Annotated in this window: 15 protein-coding genes; 9 read left to right on the top strand and 6 right to left on the bottom strand. The window is 51.5% G+C overall.

Going from position 1 to position 21,576, the window contains the following annotated elements; translation table 11 throughout:
* Positions 1-823: 823 nt before the first annotated feature.
* The 5 genes from SH573x_RS14540 (at position 824) to SH573x_RS14520 (ending at position 4,685) form a co-directional block, all read left to right on the top strand.
* Entirely contained in the window at positions 824-1,273 is a 450-nt protein-coding gene (locus tag SH573x_RS14540; RefSeq protein ID WP_479356169.1) for a hypothetical protein, read from the top strand.
* Between the two features lie 214 nt (positions 1,274-1,487).
* Complete coding sequence (locus tag SH573x_RS14535; protein WP_479356167.1) at positions 1,488-2,321, top strand: hypothetical protein; 834 nt, start codon at positions 1,488-1,490, stop codon at positions 2,319-2,321.
* Positions 2,322-2,528: 207 nt separating this feature from the next.
* Positions 2,529-3,764, top strand: a complete 1,236-nt coding sequence (locus SH573x_RS14530) for an ISL3 family transposase (protein WP_479356100.1) — start codon at positions 2,529-2,531, stop codon at positions 3,762-3,764.
* Between the two features lie 60 nt (positions 3,765-3,824).
* Positions 3,825-4,139 carry a PLAT/LH2 domain-containing protein gene (locus SH573x_RS14525; RefSeq protein WP_479356165.1) on the top strand — a complete coding sequence of 105 codons (315 nt, stop codon included), beginning with the start codon at positions 3,825-3,827 and terminating at the stop codon, positions 4,137-4,139.
* 252 nt (positions 4,140-4,391) lie between these two features.
* A complete protein-coding gene (locus tag SH573x_RS14520) occupies positions 4,392-4,685 on the top strand; it encodes a hypothetical protein (protein ID WP_479356163.1) in 294 nt (97 codons plus the stop codon).
* A 139-nt stretch (positions 4,686-4,824) separates the two neighbouring features.
* Here the strand turns inward: SH573x_RS14520 and SH573x_RS14515 are convergent, their stop codons facing one another.
* The 5 genes from SH573x_RS14515 to SH573x_RS14495 form a co-directional block, all read right to left on the bottom strand.
* Entirely contained in the window at positions 4,825-7,143 is a 2,319-nt protein-coding gene (locus SH573x_RS14515; RefSeq protein ID WP_479356161.1) for a serine/threonine protein kinase, read from the bottom strand.
* The gene (locus SH573x_RS14510; protein ID WP_479356159.1) at positions 7,140-7,367 is read right to left on the bottom strand and encodes a hypothetical protein; all 228 of its coding nucleotides are present in this window, start codon (positions 7,365-7,367) and stop codon (positions 7,140-7,142) included. The genes SH573x_RS14515 and SH573x_RS14510 overlap by 4 nt, the downstream gene beginning before the upstream one ends.
* Before the next feature lie 34 nt (positions 7,368-7,401).
* The gene (locus SH573x_RS14505) at positions 7,402-8,001 is read right to left on the bottom strand and encodes an ECF-type sigma factor (RefSeq protein ID WP_479356157.1); all 600 of its coding nucleotides are present in this window, start codon (positions 7,999-8,001) and stop codon (positions 7,402-7,404) included.
* 292 nt (positions 8,002-8,293) lie between these two features.
* Complete coding sequence (locus SH573x_RS14500; RefSeq protein ID WP_479356155.1) at positions 8,294-10,624, bottom strand: serine/threonine-protein kinase; 2,331 nt, start codon at positions 10,622-10,624, stop codon at positions 8,294-8,296.
* A gap of 164 nt (positions 10,625-10,788) precedes the next feature.
* Positions 10,789-11,349, bottom strand: coding sequence for an ECF-type sigma factor (locus SH573x_RS14495; protein ID WP_479356153.1), 561 nt, complete (start codon positions 11,347-11,349; stop codon positions 10,789-10,791).
* A gap of 262 nt (positions 11,350-11,611) precedes the next feature.
* Between SH573x_RS14495 and SH573x_RS14490 the strand changes: the two genes are divergently transcribed.
* Complete coding sequence (locus SH573x_RS14490; RefSeq protein WP_479356151.1) at positions 11,612-12,523, top strand: hypothetical protein; 912 nt, start codon at positions 11,612-11,614, stop codon at positions 12,521-12,523.
* 52 nt (positions 12,524-12,575) lie between these two features.
* Positions 12,576-13,160, top strand: coding sequence for a serine/threonine-protein kinase (locus SH573x_RS14485; RefSeq protein ID WP_479356150.1), 585 nt, complete (start codon positions 12,576-12,578; stop codon positions 13,158-13,160).
* Positions 13,161-13,211: 51 nt separating this feature from the next.
* Here SH573x_RS14485 and SH573x_RS14480 read toward each other — a convergent pair whose 3' ends face one another.
* Entirely contained in the window at positions 13,212-14,729 is a 1,518-nt protein-coding gene (locus SH573x_RS14480; RefSeq protein WP_479356149.1) for an amidohydrolase family protein, read from the bottom strand.
* Positions 14,730-15,056: 327 nt separating this feature from the next.
* Between SH573x_RS14480 and SH573x_RS14475 the strand changes: the two genes are divergently transcribed.
* Together SH573x_RS14475 and SH573x_RS14470 are read left to right on the top strand one after the other, a co-directional pair.
* The gene (locus SH573x_RS14475; protein WP_479356147.1) at positions 15,057-15,665 is read left to right on the top strand and encodes an RNA polymerase sigma factor; all 609 of its coding nucleotides are present in this window, start codon (positions 15,057-15,059) and stop codon (positions 15,663-15,665) included.
* Positions 15,662-21,562 (top strand): serine/threonine-protein kinase, encoded by a 5,901-nt coding sequence (locus SH573x_RS14470; protein ID WP_479356145.1) that lies wholly within the window; start codon positions 15,662-15,664, stop codon positions 21,560-21,562. The genes SH573x_RS14475 and SH573x_RS14470 overlap by 4 nt, the downstream gene beginning before the upstream one ends.
* Positions 21,563-21,576: the final 14 nt, after the last annotated feature.

Raw genomic sequence — 21,576 nt, 5'->3', positions numbered from 1 at the left:
AGCGTACCCTGCCACGCTATATGTCTGGAAATGCGATTCAGAGCGTACTGCGCCGAATTTGCGATCGATTGTTCGGTTTCTGCCGGGATTAGATTGAGATCGTCGACGACTTGAAACGTATAGCCCGCGAAAACGGTTCGGGCTTCAAGCAATTCGGATAGTAGGCGCTTAGGCCGCATAAGATCACCGGCTGGTCTGACAATATAGCGTCCGTGGGAATGACAGAACTACCACTTTAGCTTAGTAGGATTTGCTGTCAAATCAGCGTTCGCTCCGGCGGCAAACAGAGATCGAAGGAAGGAACACTGATAAACGCTACTTTTCACTAATAAAGTATGTGCCAAGCCTGTGGTCGCGGCAAGGCGGCTCGGAGTATTCGTGGTAGAAATCAATGATTCGGTCAACGAGCTTTGCGGCGCCTATCATGAACCTGCCAGCCAGTTTTGCTGATCGTAGTAATCTTCGAAGCAAGCCATCTCGAAGCAGTGATAGGTGATTCCACTGCCATCCCGGCACCCGGCAACACGGCTTGAAGTATAGCCGGTATGCAATCCAAGCCGCAACTACGTTTTGCCGATCGCCAGTTTCATCAGTGTGCAGGAATACAAAAGACAGATCGAACCACAGAGACACGGAGACACAGAGAAGAACAACCGCAGTTGCCGTTCGTTGCTTTTGCGGCGCGTCTTTTCTAGCACCCACCAATCCGAGCTAGGTACAATCCGTGTCGGGCCGGAATGATCTATCTGTACAAGCGAGTCTTTCAGGTATGGCACTAGCACAGCGACTTCGGCAAATCAGCCTGAAAGAAATACTGGTCGGAATGATCATCGTTTCGCTTTTGGTCCTCATGATAACTCAACAGCAACGACTCGTTGCAGCGCACAAGCGAATCGTCGACCTCACAAGGCAACTGCACAGCCAATCACCATTGAGGCCTTTTGTCGAGATGGACGCTAGTGAGCAGCCAGTCAGATACAAACAAGGCGCTTCGATTGCTTTCACCGGTTATGCAAACCTGCCTCTGGGAACCTCGGTACGACCGCCGGTTCGTTTCAGGGCGATGCTGTTCGAGAATAGTTCAGCCAAAACAGTCTACGACGATGTATTCAAGGCTTCCAACAGCGCAAATCCACGACGAGCAGAATTCGCATACACCATTCGGAACACTGGCAACTTTGAAATTGGCACATATCTATTGGTAATCTCTGTGCTTGATGATCATGAGAATGCCCTTGCGCGGGCAAACACGTTAATCGAAGTCGTTGAATGACGAACTCACCACTTAACCTCAATCCCAAAGGTTGCGGGAGAAGTAATCGATTCAAAGGTCTACTGGCGCCTCAGTCGGTGAGCATCCCCAGAGGATAGAAACATCGTGGCGATTTATCAAAATATTTGAGGCCGGAGTATTCGTCGCAGTGGCATAGTTAGTTGACAAATCCCTTATGTACTTTCAACACCTGTGCCGCAAAAGGAGATTAGCCATGCCAGATACTTGTGACCCAATTCGCGCCGAAGTTGCCGATTTGGAAGTGCAACTTGGAAATACTGATCCATTCATCTTTGATCCAGAAGGGCCTCGTGCACCTCCTCGTCCAAACCCTGTGTATCGACAGATTCTTGCAAAGCTCAGAAATGCCAAGAGTAGACTGCGCGACTGCGAGGGACCGGTAGTTACACCTCCTGCCGTACCAGTCCCTGTAACGCTCAGTGCAAGCGGAGTCCGATGCTACGATCAGAACGACACGGATCGGGGAGGCATCTTTGATATCGAAGATGATGAACCCTACGTCCTGGCGTTCGCAGTCGATGTTTCACTCCCACTCGGCTTTACAAACTCGAAGGTAACGCGGATTGGCCCAATTAGCGACGTGGATGAGGAAGGCGCTTTTTATTCACTACCAAACAATCTGATCTGGGGATTAAATGGTTCCGCACAGTTGATCAGTGCAGCGAGGAACTTCATTTGTATTGTCGCGTGCATGGAAAACGACGACGCGAATCCAGACACGGTTAGGACGATTGTCGAGATAGATGCTCAAGCGTCCCTAGTTCGCAATCTCGCGCCTTACGCTGCAGGCCTGATATCAAGAGATGAGTTAGTCTCGCGACTCGTCAATGATTTAAATGGGGCAATTCCAATTGCTACGGTCGCCTTTCCTGGTCCCGATGACCAAATTGGTTCCGTGCAAGAACTGAGGTTCTCACAGGAAGAACTCGACGCCCTATATCGAGACCCTCAGCAAGTCTTAGATAAGAAGCTTTACTTCGAAGGTGACAGCGCCAAATATGATGTCTTCTTTCGTATGTCGCGATAGGTGAACGTCGAGCGTTAAAATCCGGAGATGATTCTACCAACGAAAATCGCCAGCCAACACATGCCCGTTTCTTTGCTGACTGGCGATCGAAGGCGACAAGGCACACTCATTGATTCGGACATCACTGGTTGTTTAAAAAATTGGGTTCATCACGGATTTTAGTGGGTGGCCTGCGAAAACTCACGGTGGCCCGGTACGATATTGGGCATGAGCCAATTAAGTGAACACTATCGGATGCTGCTAGGCCTGGACGATGCCTGGCAGGTTGATTCAGTCGATCTTCAGCTGGAGGAGCAGATGGTCGTCATTCGCTTGGAGCACAAAGGGCGGGGGCTCGTGTGTCCTGAGTGCGGAGGGGCCTGCACGCAAGCGGATCTTGCTCCTGAACGAACGTGGCGACATCTGGATACGATGCAGTTTACGACCGAGCTTCGGGCTCGCGTGCCGCGGTCCAATTGTAGCAAGTGCGGTGTGAAAACAGTTGATGTTCCATGGGCTGGCAAGCACTCTCGTTTCACTTTGATGTTCGAGGCATTTGCGATTGAAGTCTTGCAGGCTTGCAGCAATGTGAAGCGGGCGGCCACTCTGTTGCGATTACATTGGGACTCGGTCCAGGCGATTATGGAAAGAGCAGTTGAGCGAGGGCTGGAGCGTCGGAGCACTGAATCCGTCAAGCGAGTGGGCATGGATGAAAAAGCTTTCAAGAAGGGACACTCGTATGTGAGCATTATGACTGACATCGATGGTGGACGCGTGTTGGATGTGGCTCCTGAGCGGACACAGGAAGCAGCTGAGAAACTATGGGAAACATTGCCTCAATCACAGCGAGAGCAGGTTGACGCGGTAGCCATGGACATGTGGCAAGCGTATATGAACGCTGCCAAAGTGATGGCTCCCAATGCTGACATCGTACATGACAAGTTCCATATCGCTGCACACTTGAACGAAGCTGTCGATCAGGTTCGTCGGCGCGAGAACAAGCAGTTAAACAGCGAAGGAATCGGCGTACTCAAAGGCACTCGACAGATGTGGCTTTTCAGAGAGGAAAACCTCGATGATGCTTACCTGGAAAGCTTTGACTTCCTCAAGGAACTGAACCTCAAGACAGCCAAAGCCTGGGCTCTGAAAGAACAGTTTCAAGGCATATGGACATTCCGACTACCTGGCTGGGCCAAGAGGTTCTTTGAACGTTGGCACAAGTGGGTCGACGAAAGCGATTTGGCTCCTATGAAGAAGAAGGCCAAGATGCTCAAACGCTTCTTGCCAAACATCCTCAACTACTTCAAGCACTTCATCACCAACGCCACAAGTGAAGGCTTCAACAGCAGCATCCAGACAATCAAATCAGCTGCCAAAGGCTTCCGCACGTTCAAGAACTTTCGCATTCGAATCCTCTTCTATTGCGGAAAACTCAGCATGCAACCCGCCCTCGCCACCCACTAAAATCCGTGATGAACCAGCTTTTTGTCGCTGATATTGAAATTTCAATGTGAGGTTAAAACAATGGATCGTCTCGATCTTCAAACCGAGTATTTTGTAGAAACGAATCACCAATACAGAGTTGCTCACTATACACCTCGCGAACCGAATGCAGGTACGGATGAATGGGTATACGTCCATCTTCGTGGCCAACAAGGGGATGTAATACAGCTCCTTGCCAATCCACACGTAAACGAACGAGAGCAGGGTTCAAGCGATTCGTACTTTCTCTCAGCCGCCCACGTTGGACCAATTCAGGCTATCGGCTTTCGGCTTGTTAGACGTACCGACGATCATAATTGGGCGTGGTACTGTAGAAGTGTCTTGGAGACAATCTGACAACTGGATATTCTGCATACATAAAAGATTTTGGTTGGGTCAATGAATTCAACAAAATATTCTGGCGGTCGGCGTTCAATTTTGCCGGTGACTGAATGAACACAGATATCCGCGAAACTCGGCACGATGAGTTAAATATCAGTGGCGTTGAATGCCTCGATAACTAATCCAAGAGAGCATGGTGTGCTTCTGGACTCGCGCTCCTGTTAACCCGCTCGCACCTTTCTTCCCGTTCGAAAAACTAACTCACCGATGCTCGCAGAAGTTCACTGGCTTACGGAGAAAGAAGGTGGACGCGCAAAGCCACCAAGCGGCGTTGGCCTCAGTCCATACAGCGCGGTCGTGAGATTCGACGGCGATCCGTGGCCAGTCAACATCGGTTGGTCATTGCTCGTCGAGAGGATCAGCAGCGAGGGTGAGTTCGAGTGGAAAGCCGACGTTTACTTCCTTGCCGACGAAGCTCCACAGGACGTGCTAGCGCCAGGCAACCGGTTCCGGCTTTTCGAGGGAAAGAAGTGTGTGGCGACGGGCGTGCTGCTAGACTAACGCGTCTGATTGTTCGCCGCACGGCTACTTCTGTGGAATCTCGGTCACTACCGCGGCGATGAAAAATCCAATTCGGACAGAAATCAATTTGGGTTCGTCTTACCGGTTTTTCTTCACGGCTTTGAAGTGTGTGAACTAATTACTTGGAGCGGCGAAATACTCGCAGCTCAATTTCCGGAAGACTGGGTTGATTGGCTAGCATGCCGGAAACGATCCGTAGCTCTTCGTCTTTTAGATGGTAGATGAAAGTTCCACCAACCTCTGCACTGTTATCGAGGTACATCGTCAGTACTTTTGTACCGCCGCTTCTCGAAAGGTCGAAGCGACCTGATCGACCTCTTATCACTCGATCTTTTTCATCAACCCAGTGTGTCGTACTGTCGTTGCCAGAAAATGCGACTCGCATTCGCTCGGCTAACTTACCGTCTTTCCACAGCTCGCATCGCCAGCTACCTTGCAAGAGTTTAAGATCCGCTGAGAGCTCTGAATCATCTTGGCTGACGTTGTTTGCATCAATGCGCCCAGTGTCGATGATCGATTGCAGGCTAGACAATAAGCTCGTGCTTACCTTTCCAGAACTCATAAGGTTGTCGACTGCAGCGCGAAGTCGCTTTAAGTCAGGTTGAGATGGCGGTGCCAAGTGCTTTTTTTGCAAGGCTAAGTAAATTTCTAGTTGAGATACGGCTTCCTCGGTCCGCTCGGCGCGAACTAACGCAGAGGCATATTGTGGAAGAAGCAAAACTGTCCGTGATTTATCTTCAGAAGCTGAAAGGCCCTGCAAGAGGTCTCCGTATAGGTCAGCCGATAGCGAAGGGCTGTCGCCGCTTGATTCCAGCAGCTGTATGCGAAGGTTGCAAAGTGCCAGAAAGGTTGGATCGGAATATCCTAAGTCGCTCTTGGCTCGCTCATAGATGTCGGCGGTAAGTTGTAGTGCTGACTTAAGCTGCAGATGTTGGGCTAACCAAGTCGCGTGCCACACTGTGTATTGTGACTGACTCAACACCGCTTGATCGTCTTTGCCTTCGGCTTTGAGTTCTTTAACCTCTGCGAGCCAACCTTCAGCCAGTCGATTTGCTTCGGTTTCTGGAAGAAGCATTGATGCACCTGCTGCAGTAGCGGCGCGAATCGCTTGTCGTTCACGTGACTCCGCTTGAGCTTTCAATTCCAGCGCAGTTTTCGCAGCGTAGCCAGTTGCCGCGATTCCAATAAGCAGGGTTGCGACCACTGCGGTTGAAGCTAAGAGCAATACTCGATTACGCCGCGCGAACTTGCGAAACAAATAAAGACGACTGGGTGGTGTTGCCTCGACGGGTTCATCATTGAGGTATCGCTCGATATCGGCGGCGAGCTGACTGGCGGTTGGATACCTGCGGCTACGATCTTTATCGATTGCCTTAAGCACAATCCAATCCAGTTCCCCACGCAGCAAAGCACTTAGCTGTGACTTATCCTTCAGTAGTAGCGATCCCTGAGATGCATCCAGTCGAAGTGAAGACACCAAGACCGAAGGCCTCGAGGGCTCTTCTTCAAGAATCATTCGCTGAACTTCCATCCAACCTGCCGTGGATATTCGCCCTGGATCGATTGGCGTGCGTCCGGTGAGCATTTCGTACAACAACACGCCAAGTGAGTAGATATCGGTTCTCGTGTCGACGTCGACTCCCGATTGCTCAGCCTGTTCAGGACTCATATAGAGCGGAGTGCCCAGTAGTTGTCGAAATTCGGTGAACAACGTTTTATCCGTGAGCGGCCCGGTAGTAGCTTTTGCGATTCCAAAGTCGATTACTTTTACAACTGGCTTATCATCGCATACCGTCACTAGCACGTTGCTTGGCTTAATGTCGCGGTGAATGATGCCCTTTTGATGTGCATGTTCAACCGCACTACAAACATTTTGAAAGAGCCTCAGCCGCTCGTGGAGTGCTACTCGCCTTTGATCACAGAATTTGGTGATGGGGTCGCCGCGAACCAGTTCCATAACAAAGAAGGGACGCCCGGAAGTTGCAGTTCCCGCATCAATTACACGGGCGATGTTTGGGTGATCCATGACCGCCAGCGCTTGCCGCTCGGATTCGAATCGGGCAATGACTTGCTTGGAGTCCATTCCAGGTTTGATAATCTTCAATGCAACTCGCCGGCGAATAGGTATGTCTTGTTGGGCCATGTAGACAGTTCCAAACCCGCCTTCGCCGATCTGCTCCAACAGCTTGTAGGGGCCAATAGACGTACCCGGTTCCTCGATACCTGCGCTGTGAATCAAGGTCTCATCAAGAGGCTGATGGGAGTCTCCAACTGACCGGTCAAGGAAACGACCGGCTTGTTGGTGCGCAGCAAGTAAACTGCGAACGTCTGCTAGCAGCACATTGTCATCGCCGCATAACTTCAACAACTCTGACTCAATTTCATGGCTACTAAGATCGGAGAGGCTCTCGAAGATCTCAGACGAACGTTGCTTCATTTTGTTTCAACGTCCTTCTGGGGAGAATTCTGTGCCGATTTCAGCAACGCACCAAACATCGAGGTCGATCCGCCCGCAAGCATCAGCTGAAGCAGTGGCATCAGAATGTCAAATATCTTGGGGTCTTTGCCGGCGAAGGCAGGAGCGACGATTGGCAAGAGTATTGCAAATCCCCAAAGAGCCATATTTGTCAATTGAACTTTTCGCAATTGTTTTTCGATCATCGAAAGGGTCCTCAATCGTATTAGCGGGATCATGTCACGATTGAGCAACGTCAGGCGTCGCATCATCCGCCAGTTCACGGAACAGCCAAGCTCTGGCGAATTGCCAACGTCGATCAACGGTACGTGGTGCGATTTGAAGCAACTCGGCAATCTGATCCATGCTCAATCCAGCAAAGAACCGCAGCCGAACAACTCGGCCGACTTCAGGCTCTTGTTGCTCTAAGCGACAGAGGGCTTCATCGAGCGCCAAAATTTCGTCGGAATTTTCCATGGCTGCCACATCAGCCAGATTCAGGGCCTCACGAACTCGCTTTCCCCCTCTTTTTTGGCGACCTTTGGCCTTTGCATGATCTACCAGAATCTGCCGCATGGCTTCGGCCGCCGCCGCGAAAAAATGGGCTTCCCCCGCCCAGGGGGTAGCGCGTGGTCCGACTAGTTTCAAAAAAGCTTCGTGCACAAGGGCAGTCGGTTGAAGTGTGTGATCAGATCTCTCAAGCTTCATTCGCTGGGCAGCGAGTGCTCGAAGCTGGCCGTAAACCAAGGGGAGAAGATCCAGAGAAGCCTGTTGGTTGCCCTCCGCTGCCGCGCACATGAGTCTTGTCGCGTTATCTTGGTTTTCTGGGTTGCTGCTCATCCTTTACATTCTAATCCTAGCAACGCTCATCGAACGATTGGTACGAGTCTGGAATCCCGAATCCGTCACCGAAAATAGTCGTGAGTTCAAAGGTTCCGTTTACATCGCTCGCAAGTCAACGCTAGCCGATGTATCGTTCGTGGCGCTTGTCTGGTCGTTGTAGTTCAAGTCTTACAGAGACTTGCCTAGTGGTCTGTCCCTTGAGAAGACTAAGATTTTTCATCGACAACATCGGGGTCAGTCGTTGTCTATCGGAGCGGCGGTCATCTATTCTGTCACTTTCGGATTGGACTCAGCGTTCTTCACGGACTTCGACGGTTAGCGGTGCGGGTTGTTTCACACTTGATAGAAGACTAATCTTGAATAGGAGTCCGACCAACCCGAGCACTAGCAGGACGGTGGTGATAAGCACTACAAAGGTTCGATTCGAAAGTCGAGCCTGAGGGCCGGTGAGGTTACGCACACCCTGCAAGGTTTCCGGGTTCTTAATGATCTCAAGGTATACCCAACTGCAGTACGACATGAAGATCAACGTGGGGATGATTGCGGCTCCCATCAGCGTTCGCGACGAAATCTCGTTTAGATTGCCAGCAAAGGGCATCCGAGCCACCGTGGTCCAGAAATAGCCGAAAGCCATACAGCCCAACATCGAAGAACTCAGTAAGGCCCACGTTCGCAATGGTACACCGCTTGGTATAAAGATTTTTGTACCCAGCATCATCATGACCCAAATCCCAAACAATGAAGCTGGAAATTGAAATGCTTCCGCGATGAGCTGTGTCGAGTTCGCTGCCAAACTGAGTGTTGGGTGAAGGACTAATGAAAGCACGACTCCGCCCAGCGTCAACAGAATCCAGGTGCGACCGATCGACTTGACGGTTGTGTAGTGCAGTGCAGCTTCCAACGGAACGGACGTAACAATTCCGCCAAACTGCATGGAAACATTCTCGGTAGACGAGCCTACAAATGGAGCGTTGACGGACTTGGATTCAGTTTCGAACGCAGTTTGAGAGTATGCTTGCGATGTAACGCGTCGGTGTTTGCGACGTTCATTGACTGTAAAAAGGGTCTGAAGCGTCGCTGCAATTAAAGCTCCGAAAGCGGCAAGAGTTGGCATTTTTTGAGCGAACACATAAGTCCAAAAGTCTTGCTCAAGAATTGAGAGACTGTTTCCATTGCTTAAGTCTCGTACGGCCAGTGACGCTAGCCACAGAAAAGGCAATATCAACAGTGAGGCCACGACCAAGAACACTGAGAGAAACGCAAACCGATAGCTCAGCCAGCCAGTGTCGATCTTGATAGTTAGCCCTGCTTTGTCGTTAGTGGTTTGAATTACTGACGCAGCATCTTGGATCGTGTCGCCGGGCCTAGGTGACTCTGACCCCTTGGCGGGAACCTGCTGATTAATCGCCGAGTGTGAGCCAGACTCACTCGGGTGCTGAATGCGGGATAGATGCTTATCCAAAATCACCGCTAGATCGTTGGCGGATTGAAAACGATGCTCAGCCTTCTTCTGAAGAAGCGAGTTGATGATCTCAGTCAGCCAAGCCGGAATTTCAGGGTTTTGATCGGCTATGGATCGTGGCTCGTCTTGGGTGACTCGCTTGATGACATGAGCAATACTATCACCGCGAAAGGGACTATGGCCGGTACACATAGCGTACATCACACAGCCCAGACTGAATAAATCGCTGCGATGATCAACCCGATCGCCACAGGCTTGCTCAGGCGACATGTATTGCGGCGTGCCACAGACTTCACCTGTGCGAGTAACGGTTATATCGTCGATCGCTCGAGCCAAACCAAAGTCAGTAATTTTGACACGTTCGACACCGTTCTCGAGCAAGATGTTCGCGGGCTTGATATCGCGATGCACCAATCCTTGCTTGTGGGCAGCGGCGAGTCCATCGCTGATCTGTCGACTAATTCGAAGAATTTCCGTTAGTCGTAGCGGGCCAACTTTGTCAAGCTTCTGTTGTAACGATTGCCCGACGATACACTCCATGACGAGGAACGGTGGTACCGGCGTGCCAATATGATACTGATCGCTATCGTCTACCGCGTGGATTGAGACAACATGGGGATGGCTTATCGCGGCTGCCGCTTGTGCTTCTCTTAGAAACCGGCGTCTAGAGTTGGGGTTCGATGCCAACTCTGGCAACAAGGCTTTCACGGCGACAATGCGATTTAGTTTGGGATCAAAGGCCCGCAGGACAACACCCATTCCGCCTCGACCGATGGCTTCCAGCACTTCGTAAGGCCCGATGGTTCCCAGAACGCCATCCTTATTGCATGGCTTCAGGAATCCGAGTGAGATTGGGGCATTTGTAGGCCGATCCACCGCTGGGTTTTCGAGAAAATCACCCGCGTCTGCATGTGCCCTCAGAAGAGCCAGCACTCGCTTGCGGTTTTCTGGTTCGTTCTGACAATTGCGATCGAGGAAAGCCTCTCGATCCGATGGGGAAGGAAGTTGCAATGCCTGTAGGAACAAGCCTTCGATTGAATTCGGGGCGACGGATAGCTCCGGCTGCAATTGACTTTCGCTCGAAGCCGCACCGGCTGGCGCTGCTTCGGGGATGCCAGTTGGTTCATTGCGATGTTTTGTTTCTTCAGGTTCCGTCATGGTAGGTCGCTTCTTAGGGTAGTCGCCAAAGTAATCGTCTCAACCTGCCATGCGACATTAAAGTGTGGAGCGCCTCATCAAATTGCAGATTTTCACGTAGGCGAGTCACTCCGAGACTCGCGTGACCGGCTTTTCCCCGCGTCTAGTGTCTCGGAGAGACACCGCTACGTGGAAGATTCTAAACGTTGAAAAAGCCAGGCTCGGGAAAATGTCCACCAACGCGACGCGGTGGCTCGGGAAATATTCAACGTTTTTGCGGCTTCGTCTTCCGTCAAACCGACAAAATAGCGCAAGCGAACGAGTTCCGCCTTTGCCGGCTCCTCTTTTTCAAACGCACAAAACGCCTCATGGATGTCTAAAAGTTCCGAGTCCGAAACTTGTCCGGAAACTGCAATGTCCACTTCGATTAGATCAACTCGCTCGAGATTTCCACCCCGCTTGAGCTGTTGCCGGCGACGAGCTTGCTCGACAAGAATTCGTTGCATCGCCAGCGCGGCTGCGCCAAAAAAGTGTCGACGATTCTGCCAATTCAGTTGTTCACCGCTGGTCAAACGAAGAAAGACTTCGTGTACCAGCGCCGTTGCCTGTAACGTTTGGCCAGCACGCTCATGCTGCATCTGAGCACCCGCCATTCGGCGCAGTTCGTCATAGACCAACGGCAGCAGGTCTTCCGTCCTTGCTTGGCCTGATTCGATAGCGTGCAATACAAGAGTCAAGTTGTTCATGGTCGATAAAGTATAATACGAGCCGCGACTCTTTGCGGGCAGTGCCGATTACATACGCAACAATTGCTAGGGGTGCAATGTACAGAAGTAGGACGTCGAAAGTCCTTTCAACGCTGACGAACTTAGGCAACTAAAAACCAGTATTCCGCAGGCTCGGATGAATGGACGATGACTTTGGTTATACTTCTTTAGGGATCGCTTTGGACAACGTCGTTGCTCGAATCGGTTCAGGTTGCCAGCGCCTAATGGATGAACTGAGCTGATGTCAAACTCTCCTTTCAACGAATTCAACGGCCCTGGTGGACGCTACATTAGCGTTGATTCGGGGCGTATAGCAGAATGCATGGGTGAATGGCGGGCCAAGAAAATGATTGGTATCCATATTTCATCGATGGGTGCCTTCAAGGCTACAGACGTCAATTTTCTCAAAGACTATCCTGACGTAACCTCGGTATTTGTTAGTGAAGGTGGCGCGATCGACCTGAGGGGGTTACTGTTTTTGCAGGGGTTAACGAATCTTGGCCTTAACAACTACCAGAAACCGGTCCCTTTGAGCGAGTTCAAGAGGCTCAAGTCCTTCGCCGGTGATTGGTCGCCAGGTCTTGATCTAGGCGTTCATTGCAGGAGTCTAGAATCCGTCACACTTTGGAAATACAGAGGCAAGGACTTCACTGAGTTTCCGTTTGTACCATCACTTAACACTCTTGAGTTAGTCCAGCCAGCGTTCGTCTCGCTTGATGGAATCAAACGACACACACATATTCAAAGGCTACAGTTTGAACGATGTGCAAAGCTGACGTCAATTAATGCGATTGCTGAACTAGATGGGGGAAAGCTTGAGTCGTTAGTTTTTAGTCGATGCAGAAAGATTTCAGATTTCGGAGCACTTGGTAGGCTCGCGACCATAAAAAAGATTGTTATCGAGTTTTGCGGATCTCTAGACTCACTCGAATTTTTGACTGGGTGCAGCCAGTTGGAAACGTTTGGTTGTTTTGAAACGAGCGTAGTTTCTGGTGACTTAAGTCCATTGCTACGACTTCCCAAACTAACCTTTGCAGGTACCGGCAACAAAAAGCACTATTCACACAAGGAGTCTGATCTAAACGATGCTCTAAAACGGCAGAACGATAGCTTGATTTCGCGGATCAAAGACTCAGGGTATGCGGCTTCATAGTCTGATTTCTCTCAATTTATCGGCCAGTCGTTGATCGAACGGCCTGCGTGGATTGCAACACGCCATCAAGGCCCTGGCACCGCGTCTTGCCCACACGCCACTTGCTCGAAAACGTTTTGCTCGCGAAGCGCAGGCTGCTGCGGCGGTCGTCAATCTGCACGTAAATGCAATTCATCAGGTACAACCCAGTGGCCGCTTGCCGTTTCTTGTGACGCCGCTCTTGACTGGCGAATCGCTTGCACATCGACTAAAAGCATCGGGGACCATGGAGGTAAAGGAGATACTTCGCATCGGCATGCAAGCGGCGGACGGGCTTGCAGCGGCTCATGCACAAGGGTTGATTCATCGCGATATCAAACCGGCGAACATACTTCTTGAAAAAGGTGTAGAGCGTGCAGTGCTGACGGATTCTGGTTTGGCTCGAGCCGCCGATGATGTTTCGATAACTCGTCAAGGGTTCATCGCGGGGACGCCAGAGTACATGTCGCCCGAGCAAGCGCGTGGAGGGTCGCTGGATGGTCGCTCGGATCTCTTCAGTCTGGGTTGCGTGCTGTACGAGATGGCGACGGGCGTTTCGCACCGATTCCTCGCTCGCTACTCTTCGGCGGATCATCTTTGCTTCACTGAAAATCACTAAACCAGGAAAGTGTCTCAACGACGGACATTTGATGGTCTGGCACCGGTATCATCATTTCTTGGGCACACGAGCGAGTATATCTGATGGGCGGCAGATACGGCCTCCCCGCAAGATAAGTTCGATTTGCCTCGCATTCCGTATGTCTTCTAACGGGTTTGCCAGCAACAATAGAATGTCGCCCAGCTTTCCGACCGTCACTGATCCCAACCGATCTATTTCCCCTAACGCAGTTGCATTGTTCAACGTTGCGGCTCGCAACGCATCGGCCGGTGTCAAACCCGACTCCACTAGCATCTCCAACTCTTGGTGCATTGAGAATCCAGGGGTAACCTGGGGTTCAGGCGAGTCGGTTCCGACAAGGAGCGGCACGCCAGCTCGATACAATTTCCCCGTCAGTTCTTGGTACTTAGAAAACTCTCTCCGCCGGTCTTCCAACGGGCCACCTTGTGGACAGCCGGTTTGCTGCAAGTAGATTGGCCAAAACTCACGAAGCCGCTCTGGTACTAAAGCGTTGTCAAGGTGATCACGAATTTCTGGCACGTCGGGAAGGAGGATCATGTTTCTAAATACGGCCAGAGTTGGATCGACGTATACCTTTCGCTTTGCCAACTCGCCAACCAGCGAATCGCAGAGCGGATTGCTGAGATCAAGCTTTCCGCGATACCCTGGCTCTCGCTTGACGTCTGTAGGTATAACATAGTTGTACACCGACCAGATGTGCTCGAGCCCATCAATGCCATCAGTGACCGCGTCCTGTGCCGAGTAACTTCCTAGATGAGCGGTAACGAACATTCCCCGCCGATGCGCCTCTTCAATGATTTTTCTCGCGATGGGTCGTCCAGTGCCAGCATATATCTTTACCGTTTTGATATTCCACTTCGAAAGATCATCTATTAACGGCGCCACTTTGGCTGGATCAATGATGGCGTGCCCAACGTCCCGATGAATCGGCGGATCAGCGTCCAGCAACGGACTGCATGTGAAAACTCGTGGACACGATTGCGGATGCGCTGATGCAAACCGAGCAACAAGGGTCGCGGCCACGATTTCGTCACCGGTGCTACGGATTGAGGTTACTCCGGCGGCTAAATACAGAGGCAGGACCTCGTCCCCAGTGAGGTGCGCGAAGTCGAGCACATGCACAAGGTGTACATGAGCATCGATCAAACCCGCCATCACATACTTCCCTCGCCCATCAATCCGAATAGCGTCTTCCGGAACAGGACCAGTTTCGTCAGCGCCAGTGACGCTAACTATCCATTCGTTCTGAACAACGATCGTTCGCTCAGGTAGCATCTGCCCCGATTCGGGATCGAATAAACTACAACGCTCGATCACGACCACCGAATCATCAGATGCAATGCTCCGCGAAATACCACCCCACAGACTAACTACTGCTACTAAAACAAGCCATGTGCCGGCGATTTTTGGAAACACCGCCAACCAACTAGAAACCGCGCGGAAAATGATTAACAGTGTAGCCGCTCTTACTTTGGCAGGATTAAAGCCAAATGTATTCGTGTTGCCAGCGTTCCCCATCACTCCAACCTTTTTGGTGAAAATTGCCATCGCGGCTCGTTGTGACTGAACGCGAATGTCAGGCGGCGTTCCTGTGTATGAAGGCTCAGTCAGCACATTGGTATCCAGGATACCACTTTTTGGTGTCCTCGAAATTAAGCGTTGGCAACGCAAGGTTATCAATGGTTCGCAGACAGTTGTTCTGCCGGCGGATCGAAGGGTTGCTAACTCAACTGATCTCGATCGGTTCAAACATCCAGGCCGAAGTGACGTCGCTTCGGCCTGAGTCGTTTGAAGATCAGGGTGCAGAATGACCATCCAGAAAGTTTTTTGGAAAGATAAACTGGGGTGCTGTGTGTTACTTACAGAGGAATCCAGATGCACCATTGGCCGGAAACGAACGAAAGCTTGATTTTGCGGGTTAAAGACCCTGCGGATGCGGCTTCGTGGTCTGATTTTCTCTCAATTTATCGGCCAGTTGTGGTCCGCATGGCATGTGGGCGGGGATTGCAACACGCCGACGCCGACGACTTGGCACAGCAGGTTTTCCTGTCTGTCGCGAAAGCGATCGAGGATTGGGAGCCTGACTCGCGCCAGCCGCCGTTTCGAGTGTGGCTCTCTCGTATCACTCGCAATGCGATCGTTAACGCGTTGACTCGTAGAAAACCAGACGCTCCCGGCGGCTCAACCAGTGTGCAGGAGATGCTGCGTGAATTGCCAGAGCGAAACGATGAGACTCCCCAGCAGTTGATGGAAGAGAGCCGCCGCGAGGCCATGCGATGGGCGGCCGACGAGATTCGAAGTGAATTCACAGAAGCAATCTGGGCCATGTTTTGGCTGACATCAATCGAAGGCGAGAGTGTTGCCGATGTAGCTCGTCAACAAAACAAATCACCCGGAGCGGTCTACATGGCTCGCTTTAAAGTAATGCAACGATTGAAAGAAAAAGTGCTCGAAGTATCCGAAGTCTGGAGTGATGTGAAATGAAACTTTCTACTGAATGCCTGGAAGCGTCTCAAGTCGATTCGCTGCTGCACGGGAACTTGACTCCGGAAGAATACGAATCAGCGCAGGACCATTTGGAACTGTGCGAATCATGTCGGGCTCGCGTCGAAGCGACAATCGGACCCGAGCAGTGGTGGAGCGATGTCCAATGCGTGCTACGCAGCCATGCATCGCTTCACGTAGCAGCGTCTCTCCGAGACGCTGAAGACGGACGTGCTGATGTTGCGAGTCTCGGAGAGACTCGCCTACGTGAGAACGTTCTCGACTTACTCGGCCCGACCGATGATCCCAATATGCTTGGTCGCATCGGACCCTATGAGATCATCGGGCTCCTGGGGCAAGGTGGCATGGGAGCCGTCTTTAAGGGTTTCGATCGATCGCTCAATCGCTTCGTGGCTATCAAGATGTTGTTGCCGCATTTGGCTGCATCGGGAGCTGCTCGAAAACGCTTCGCTCGCGAAGGGCAAGCGGTCGCGGCGGTGGTCGATGATCACGTGATGGCGATTCACTGCGTCGACGAGTGGCAAGGTGTGCCGTATCTGGTGATGACCTATTCACGCGGCGTTTCATTGCAAAAGCGACTTAGCGACAACGGGCCATTGGAAGTTCGCGAGATCCTGCGCATCGGCATGCAAGCTGCCAAGGGACTAGCCGCTGCTCATGCACAAGGCATCGTGCATCGCGACATCAAACCGGCCAACATCTTTCTCGATCAAAACGTCGAACGCGTGCAGTTGATGGATTTTGGCCTCGCCCGCGCCGTCGATGACGCTAGTCTCACTCGTAGCGGAACACTCGCAGGTACACCGCAATACATGTCGCCCGAACAAGCACGTGCTGAAACAGTCGATCATCGCAGCGACTTGTTTAGTCTCGGCAGTGTCATGTACGCCATGTGTACGGGGCATGCTCCCTTCCGAGCCGAATCCAGCTACAGCGTCCTGCGTTTGATCACCGACAAAGAGCCTCGCCCAATTCGCGAAGTAAATCCTGATGTGCCCGAATGGCTGTGCACGATCATCAGCAAGCTGATGGCGAAACAAGCAAAAGATCGGTTTTCATCGACCCAGGAAGTTGCCCAGCTTCTCGAAGATTGTTTGGCTCACGTGCAACAGCCGACTATGGCTGCACTACCGGATGGACTTGTCGATAGGTCAGTACCTCGTGATTTCTCGTTTCGCTCTCGCACCATTGGAGTTTTCGCCATGTTCGCTGTCGTCTGTTCGATCATAGTGGCGATGTTGCTGATGCAATCTCCCGACAAACCAAACCAAGACGGTGTTAGAGACGCGGGCGGAGTGCAAGTTGCTTTAACCAATCCGGCGGATGCGCGTGATGCGGGCATGGCGAACTTGACCGAGTTACTCGAAATGCAGAAGCTGCGGGAGAAGTCGTTGCGTCAATTAAGTTTGGTTGGCAACATTCGTCAGACACAACAAATCGAGACAAAGCGAATCGAGGGCGAATCGAACGAAGAATATATCAAGCGCTATACTTCGCCGGATAGAAGCTTTGACGGGCTGGGACCGTTTCCAATGTTGATTGAGCGGGACTATACCGCCGATTTGGGGCACATCAGATACGGTGACCTCAACGGTAAGTTGCCCATTATGTTTCGGGAGTGGTTTTTCAAGCGAGATGTTTTCACGCAGCTTATAGGCGTGGAGGCAGGTCGCAGTCAGGCAACGATTACCAGGAAGCCAGCAGATGAACTTCGTCAACCCTGGTCAGGTTGGATTCGGGCTGACGTCTACACCTTCCGACCTATTCTCGATCACGAATTGTCTATCGTTCTGGAAAAGGCAGCTCACACGCCTGGCATTCCTGATCCCGCTGGACGGCCGTTGTTCCATTTAGACAAAAAGAAATCTGCTGATCAGAAGGTTCAATGGATCGCCACCTTTCTGCATCAGGAACCAAGTGAAGTGAATGGACGAACTGCGTTTGAACATCTTTGGTATCGAGTCTTCTGGGAACAAGTTGACAAAGAGCTACTTATTACGCGCGTTGATGAATTGAGCGTAGTAGGTGATGCAGACTCAATGCCACTTCGAGTTGCATTGGTCGACGATTACCGAACGATCGACAGTATCAAAATCCCTCACCGCGTTCGCACTTACATGTTTGCGAATCCTAGCGGGATGCTCGGCGCGGAGTTTGTCGCTTCGGAAGTAAAAGTCAACGACGCAGTGGATATGCCCACGCAATTGCGGATTCCGCCTGGGACCTCTGTCACAGATGAATTGACTGGCAAAAAATATCGCCAGCCTATTGATGTGCCGAAGAGCCCTCAAGACTCACCCAACGTCTCGACCGGCCATTCGGGAAGTACGACCATCAATCCCGATATTTCCGCCGTAGGCAAGCCGATCGACAAGAACAAGCTGCTGGATGAACTTCGTGAACGCGATCGTAAGTTCAGTCAACGCACTATCGAGTTGGAACGAACTTGGGACACGCTGACGTCACCGCGTGGAAAGGCCGAACAAGAGCGATTCCACAGCAGGAAGCTTGGTCAACCTGATCCCGGTATCCCGGAAGGACTGCCAGAAGATTATCAACAGCCGCACCGCATTCGATATATCTGGACGGGTCAAAATTTCGATAGTACACTCGAAGTACTTGCCGACCTTGAAACAGCCATTTATCCCGAGCACGGCAAACTCGAGTCGCGTTCCATCGAAAGCGATTGTTTCAGCTACTACCGGTATTGGAATCGGGATTCGGAGATCTTTCACCATAGCTCGGACATTGCCAAGCTCGGTGGCGGCAAAAAGGCTTGGGAATACTTGCTCCCCAGCGGAGTTGGAATCACGCAAAGCATGCTCAGCGTATCGAATGCCGTCGAAGTCGATGACGGATACGTGTTGAAAGGCCTGATCAGCCTCCCCAGTGCCACCATCGGCAATCGCAAGAACTGCTTTGAGATTCACCTCGACAAAGAGTTGATCCTCCGCAACGCGGTGATTCAGTACCACGTTTATGATTTTGTGATCGTGACATCTGGCCGGAGTGAGTTTGATGGAATGCCTCCCTTGGCGAAACTCGCAGCTGTCTCGATCCACAATATTGGACAAGATGAAAAACGGTTTAGCGATGTCGGTAACTACAAGTACGAATTGATTTCGCTTTCTGAGAAGCTGAGCAAAGAAGAGTATGACTTGCGAGTCAACTTTGCGATTCCCAAGGGTACGAAGCTATCCGCCGGTCTGAATCTTGTCGAAGTCAATCTGCAGGGACTCCCGGGCGTAACCCAGGTCGAACGCGATGCCCCCGCCGCGCGCCCTGCGATGACCCCTCGCAAACCAGATCAAGCGATGAACATTCTAAATCCAAAACGTCTCCAAATCCGCGAGGCGACTGGTGTGAAGGTCGGCACAGATTCATCCCAACAGTCCGTTGAGACCAAAGTCGTGGAGTTCTCCGGAATGCAGCTGCGACTTAATTCCGCTCAACCAGCGATTCTGACTGAAGATGACATCATGACGGTCGAGTCGGTCACCGACCCGAACAATCCTAAAGCGTCCCAAATCGTTTTGACTCTAACGCCGGAAGCTGGCGAACGATTTCTGATCGAAACAACTCGACTAAGCAGCCAGCCAAATCCTGGGTATTTGGTAATCGAGTTTGATGGGACAATTCTCAGTGCTCCGCGAGTGAACAATAAGATCAATAGCAAGGTGGCCATTTCCTTTGCTGAGCGAGATAGGCTCAACATGGGGAGAGTCGTGAGCGCAGTCCGTGAGTCGATCGCGTCTAGTAGTAAATTGGCCAAGAAGGTACCCGATGCCCGCACGGTTGTCGAAGCCTATGTTGCGGCAGCAATTGGAGATGATAGGAAGACGGTGCAATCGCTGACCGGAGGTAATTTGCAGGAACCGGAACAACTCGCCAAATCAATCGATTCTCTGATACTGAATCTTACAAAGCTCGAATCCTTGGCAACAAAGACGGTCTATGTCAACTCACCAGATTGTCCGTCGAAGGGGATTGCACTAACTGAAACACTCAAGTGGGAACATCCAACCAATTCGAGTGCTGATCGAAATGACGTGAGACTACGGTTTGAACTTAGGAAGAGCGATCAAAGATGGTCTGTCACCGAGATCGGCATCGAAACGGAGGAACTCGCCGATGAGTTTTTGACGAAGTTCGTTGAAGCCAACCCGACTGCGATCAGTGTTCTACCGCAGGGCAGCACCGAGAAGGCTTCGGGGGGAAACACTAAGTTCCTTGTCCTTGATTGTGATGAAATTAACGATCTTCGCCCTATCCTGGGACTAACGCAATTGGAAGAACTCTCTATAAACCAGTTCGTTCACCCCAGCACAGATTTCAAGATCCTTACGGACTTGCCGCATCTTAGAAAACTGACCTTTTCCAAATGGTCCGGTCTATCAAGCGATGAGATTGCAACGATCGCAGAGTCTCTACCCGGCATCGAGGTTGTCGAGGAGGAAAATCAACTGGATCGTAAGAACGCCCGCTCCGTCGTCGAAGCCTACGTTGCGGCGGCACTTGCAGGTGATGTCGCGAAGGCGGCGGCGTTGGCAAAGAACGCTCCGGCGGACCCGAAACGCATCAAGGAGCTTCCTGAGTTTCTCAACGTCCAGAGATTGAAGATCGAAACGGTCTACGTTAACGATCCTGCGAAACCGACGCGAGCCTTGGCACCCTCGCAGTCCATCAAGTTCGACGACGAACACAAGCAACCCGATGGCCAGCGCGATGGCTTCATGGTGTTCAGTCTTGAGCTGACCGATGACAAATGGCTCGTGATCGATATCGACTTTGAAACGGAATCAGGTGCCGAGAACGAACTGAAGCGATTCCTGGAAGCGAATCCAAATTCAATCGGACTGCCTCCGCTGACGTCCGGCGAAGTGGTTGTGCAAAATGCCAACGTTTCGGCGCCACCTGCTGACGATGCTGCCAAGGCGGCTCCAGCGGAATCGCCGTTGCTAGTCGAGGCAAGGAAAGCTCTACAGGCTTGCCAGAATTCTCTTTCTTGGAAACAAAAATTCGATATGCGAGTTACGAACTCGTACGTTCACAGTCAGGTGGGCAAAGTCACAATTGAAAGTCGAGTCCGCCGCGATGCGCCCCGCATGGTCGAAAGCAGTCTTCAAACATTTGACGATCAGCCCAAGGACTATATTCCGCTCGACAATTGGCGTCTTGACGATGGTGAAATGTTTATCAGTAGAACGACAACGGTCGGACAAAAGAAACTCACTGGGCTAGTAACGATCAAGGGTCGCCAAAAAGCAAGTTGGCGAATGTTTGAATCCAGCAGCAGCTTTGCCATGGAAGGACACTTTCCTGGAAATCAAGGAAGAACATTGATGGAACTCCTAATGGAGTCAAAGGAACCCGATGTTCGAATGGAGAAGATTGGCGACCAGGATTGTCTAAGGATTTCCGCCCGCAATGATTGGGGAACCATGACTGTCTGGATCGATGCTGGGCCATCGAGGCGTCTACGGCAATGGGAAAGCTCCAAAGAGAGGGGCAATCGCTTCGCTGACGGACGCGTTGGCGAAGACAAGGACACTGCAAATTTAGAGTCGTTCTCCTACTTCGTAGAAGACATTCAGTATCAGGTGTTAGATGGAATCGAAATCGCCGTAAGTTGCCGTCTCCGAAGTACATCGATTCCGAACGGCGGTACAAAGCAAGAAACCTCGACCGAATACAAGCGGACGGAGGTCCATCTGCGACCAGACTTCGCCATCAACAATCCCTTTGTAGGCGATTTCGATAATGGTGCCAGAATCAACGATGGCGATGCCTTCGATCGCGATGCAGCCTTTCGTTGGCAGGATGGCAAATTGACCGTGTTGTCTGGTCAAGCAAGCGGAAGCGGGTTAGATCCTTGAGCTTTTTACTGTAA

It is taken from the genome of Rania fehmarnensis, assembly GCF_056494185.1.
The sequence above is the reverse complement of the archived record's forward strand: the minus strand, read 5'-3'. Positions and strand labels throughout refer to the sequence as shown.

Bases quoted from the DNA above. Each gene is read 5' to 3' on its own strand.
- SH573x_RS14530 (WP_479356100.1), top strand. From the start codon at position 2,529: ATGAGCCAATTAAGTGAACACTATCGGATGCTGCTAGGCCTGGACGAT.
- SH573x_RS14500 (WP_479356155.1), bottom strand. From the start codon at position 10,624: ATGACGGAACCTGAAGAAACAAAACATCGCAATGAACCAACTGGCATC.
- SH573x_RS14495 (WP_479356153.1), bottom strand. From the start codon at position 11,349: ATGAACAACTTGACTCTTGTATTGCACGCTATCGAATCAGGCCAAGCA.
- SH573x_RS14525 (WP_479356165.1), top strand. From the start codon at position 3,825: ATGGATCGTCTCGATCTTCAAACCGAGTATTTTGTAGAAACGAATCAC.
- SH573x_RS14505 (WP_479356157.1), bottom strand. From the start codon at position 8,001: ATGAGCAGCAACCCAGAAAACCAAGATAACGCGACAAGACTCATGTGC.
- SH573x_RS14510 (WP_479356159.1), bottom strand. From the start codon at position 7,367: ATGATCGAAAAACAATTGCGAAAAGTTCAATTGACAAATATGGCTCTT.
- SH573x_RS14535 (WP_479356167.1), top strand. From the start codon at position 1,488: ATGCCAGATACTTGTGACCCAATTCGCGCCGAAGTTGCCGATTTGGAA.
- SH573x_RS14480 (WP_479356149.1), bottom strand. From the start codon at position 14,729: ATGGCAATTTTCACCAAAAAGGTTGGAGTGATGGGGAACGCTGGCAAC.
- SH573x_RS14540 (WP_479356169.1), top strand. From the start codon at position 824: ATGATCATCGTTTCGCTTTTGGTCCTCATGATAACTCAACAGCAACGA.
- SH573x_RS14515 (WP_479356161.1), bottom strand. From the start codon at position 7,143: ATGAAGCAACGTTCGTCTGAGATCTTCGAGAGCCTCTCCGATCTTAGT.
- SH573x_RS14470 (WP_479356145.1), top strand. From the start codon at position 15,662: ATGAAACTTTCTACTGAATGCCTGGAAGCGTCTCAAGTCGATTCGCTG.
- SH573x_RS14475 (WP_479356147.1), top strand. From the start codon at position 15,057: ATGCACCATTGGCCGGAAACGAACGAAAGCTTGATTTTGCGGGTTAAA.
- SH573x_RS14490 (WP_479356151.1), top strand. From the start codon at position 11,612: ATGTCAAACTCTCCTTTCAACGAATTCAACGGCCCTGGTGGACGCTAC.
- SH573x_RS14520 (WP_479356163.1), top strand. From the start codon at position 4,392: ATGCTCGCAGAAGTTCACTGGCTTACGGAGAAAGAAGGTGGACGCGCA.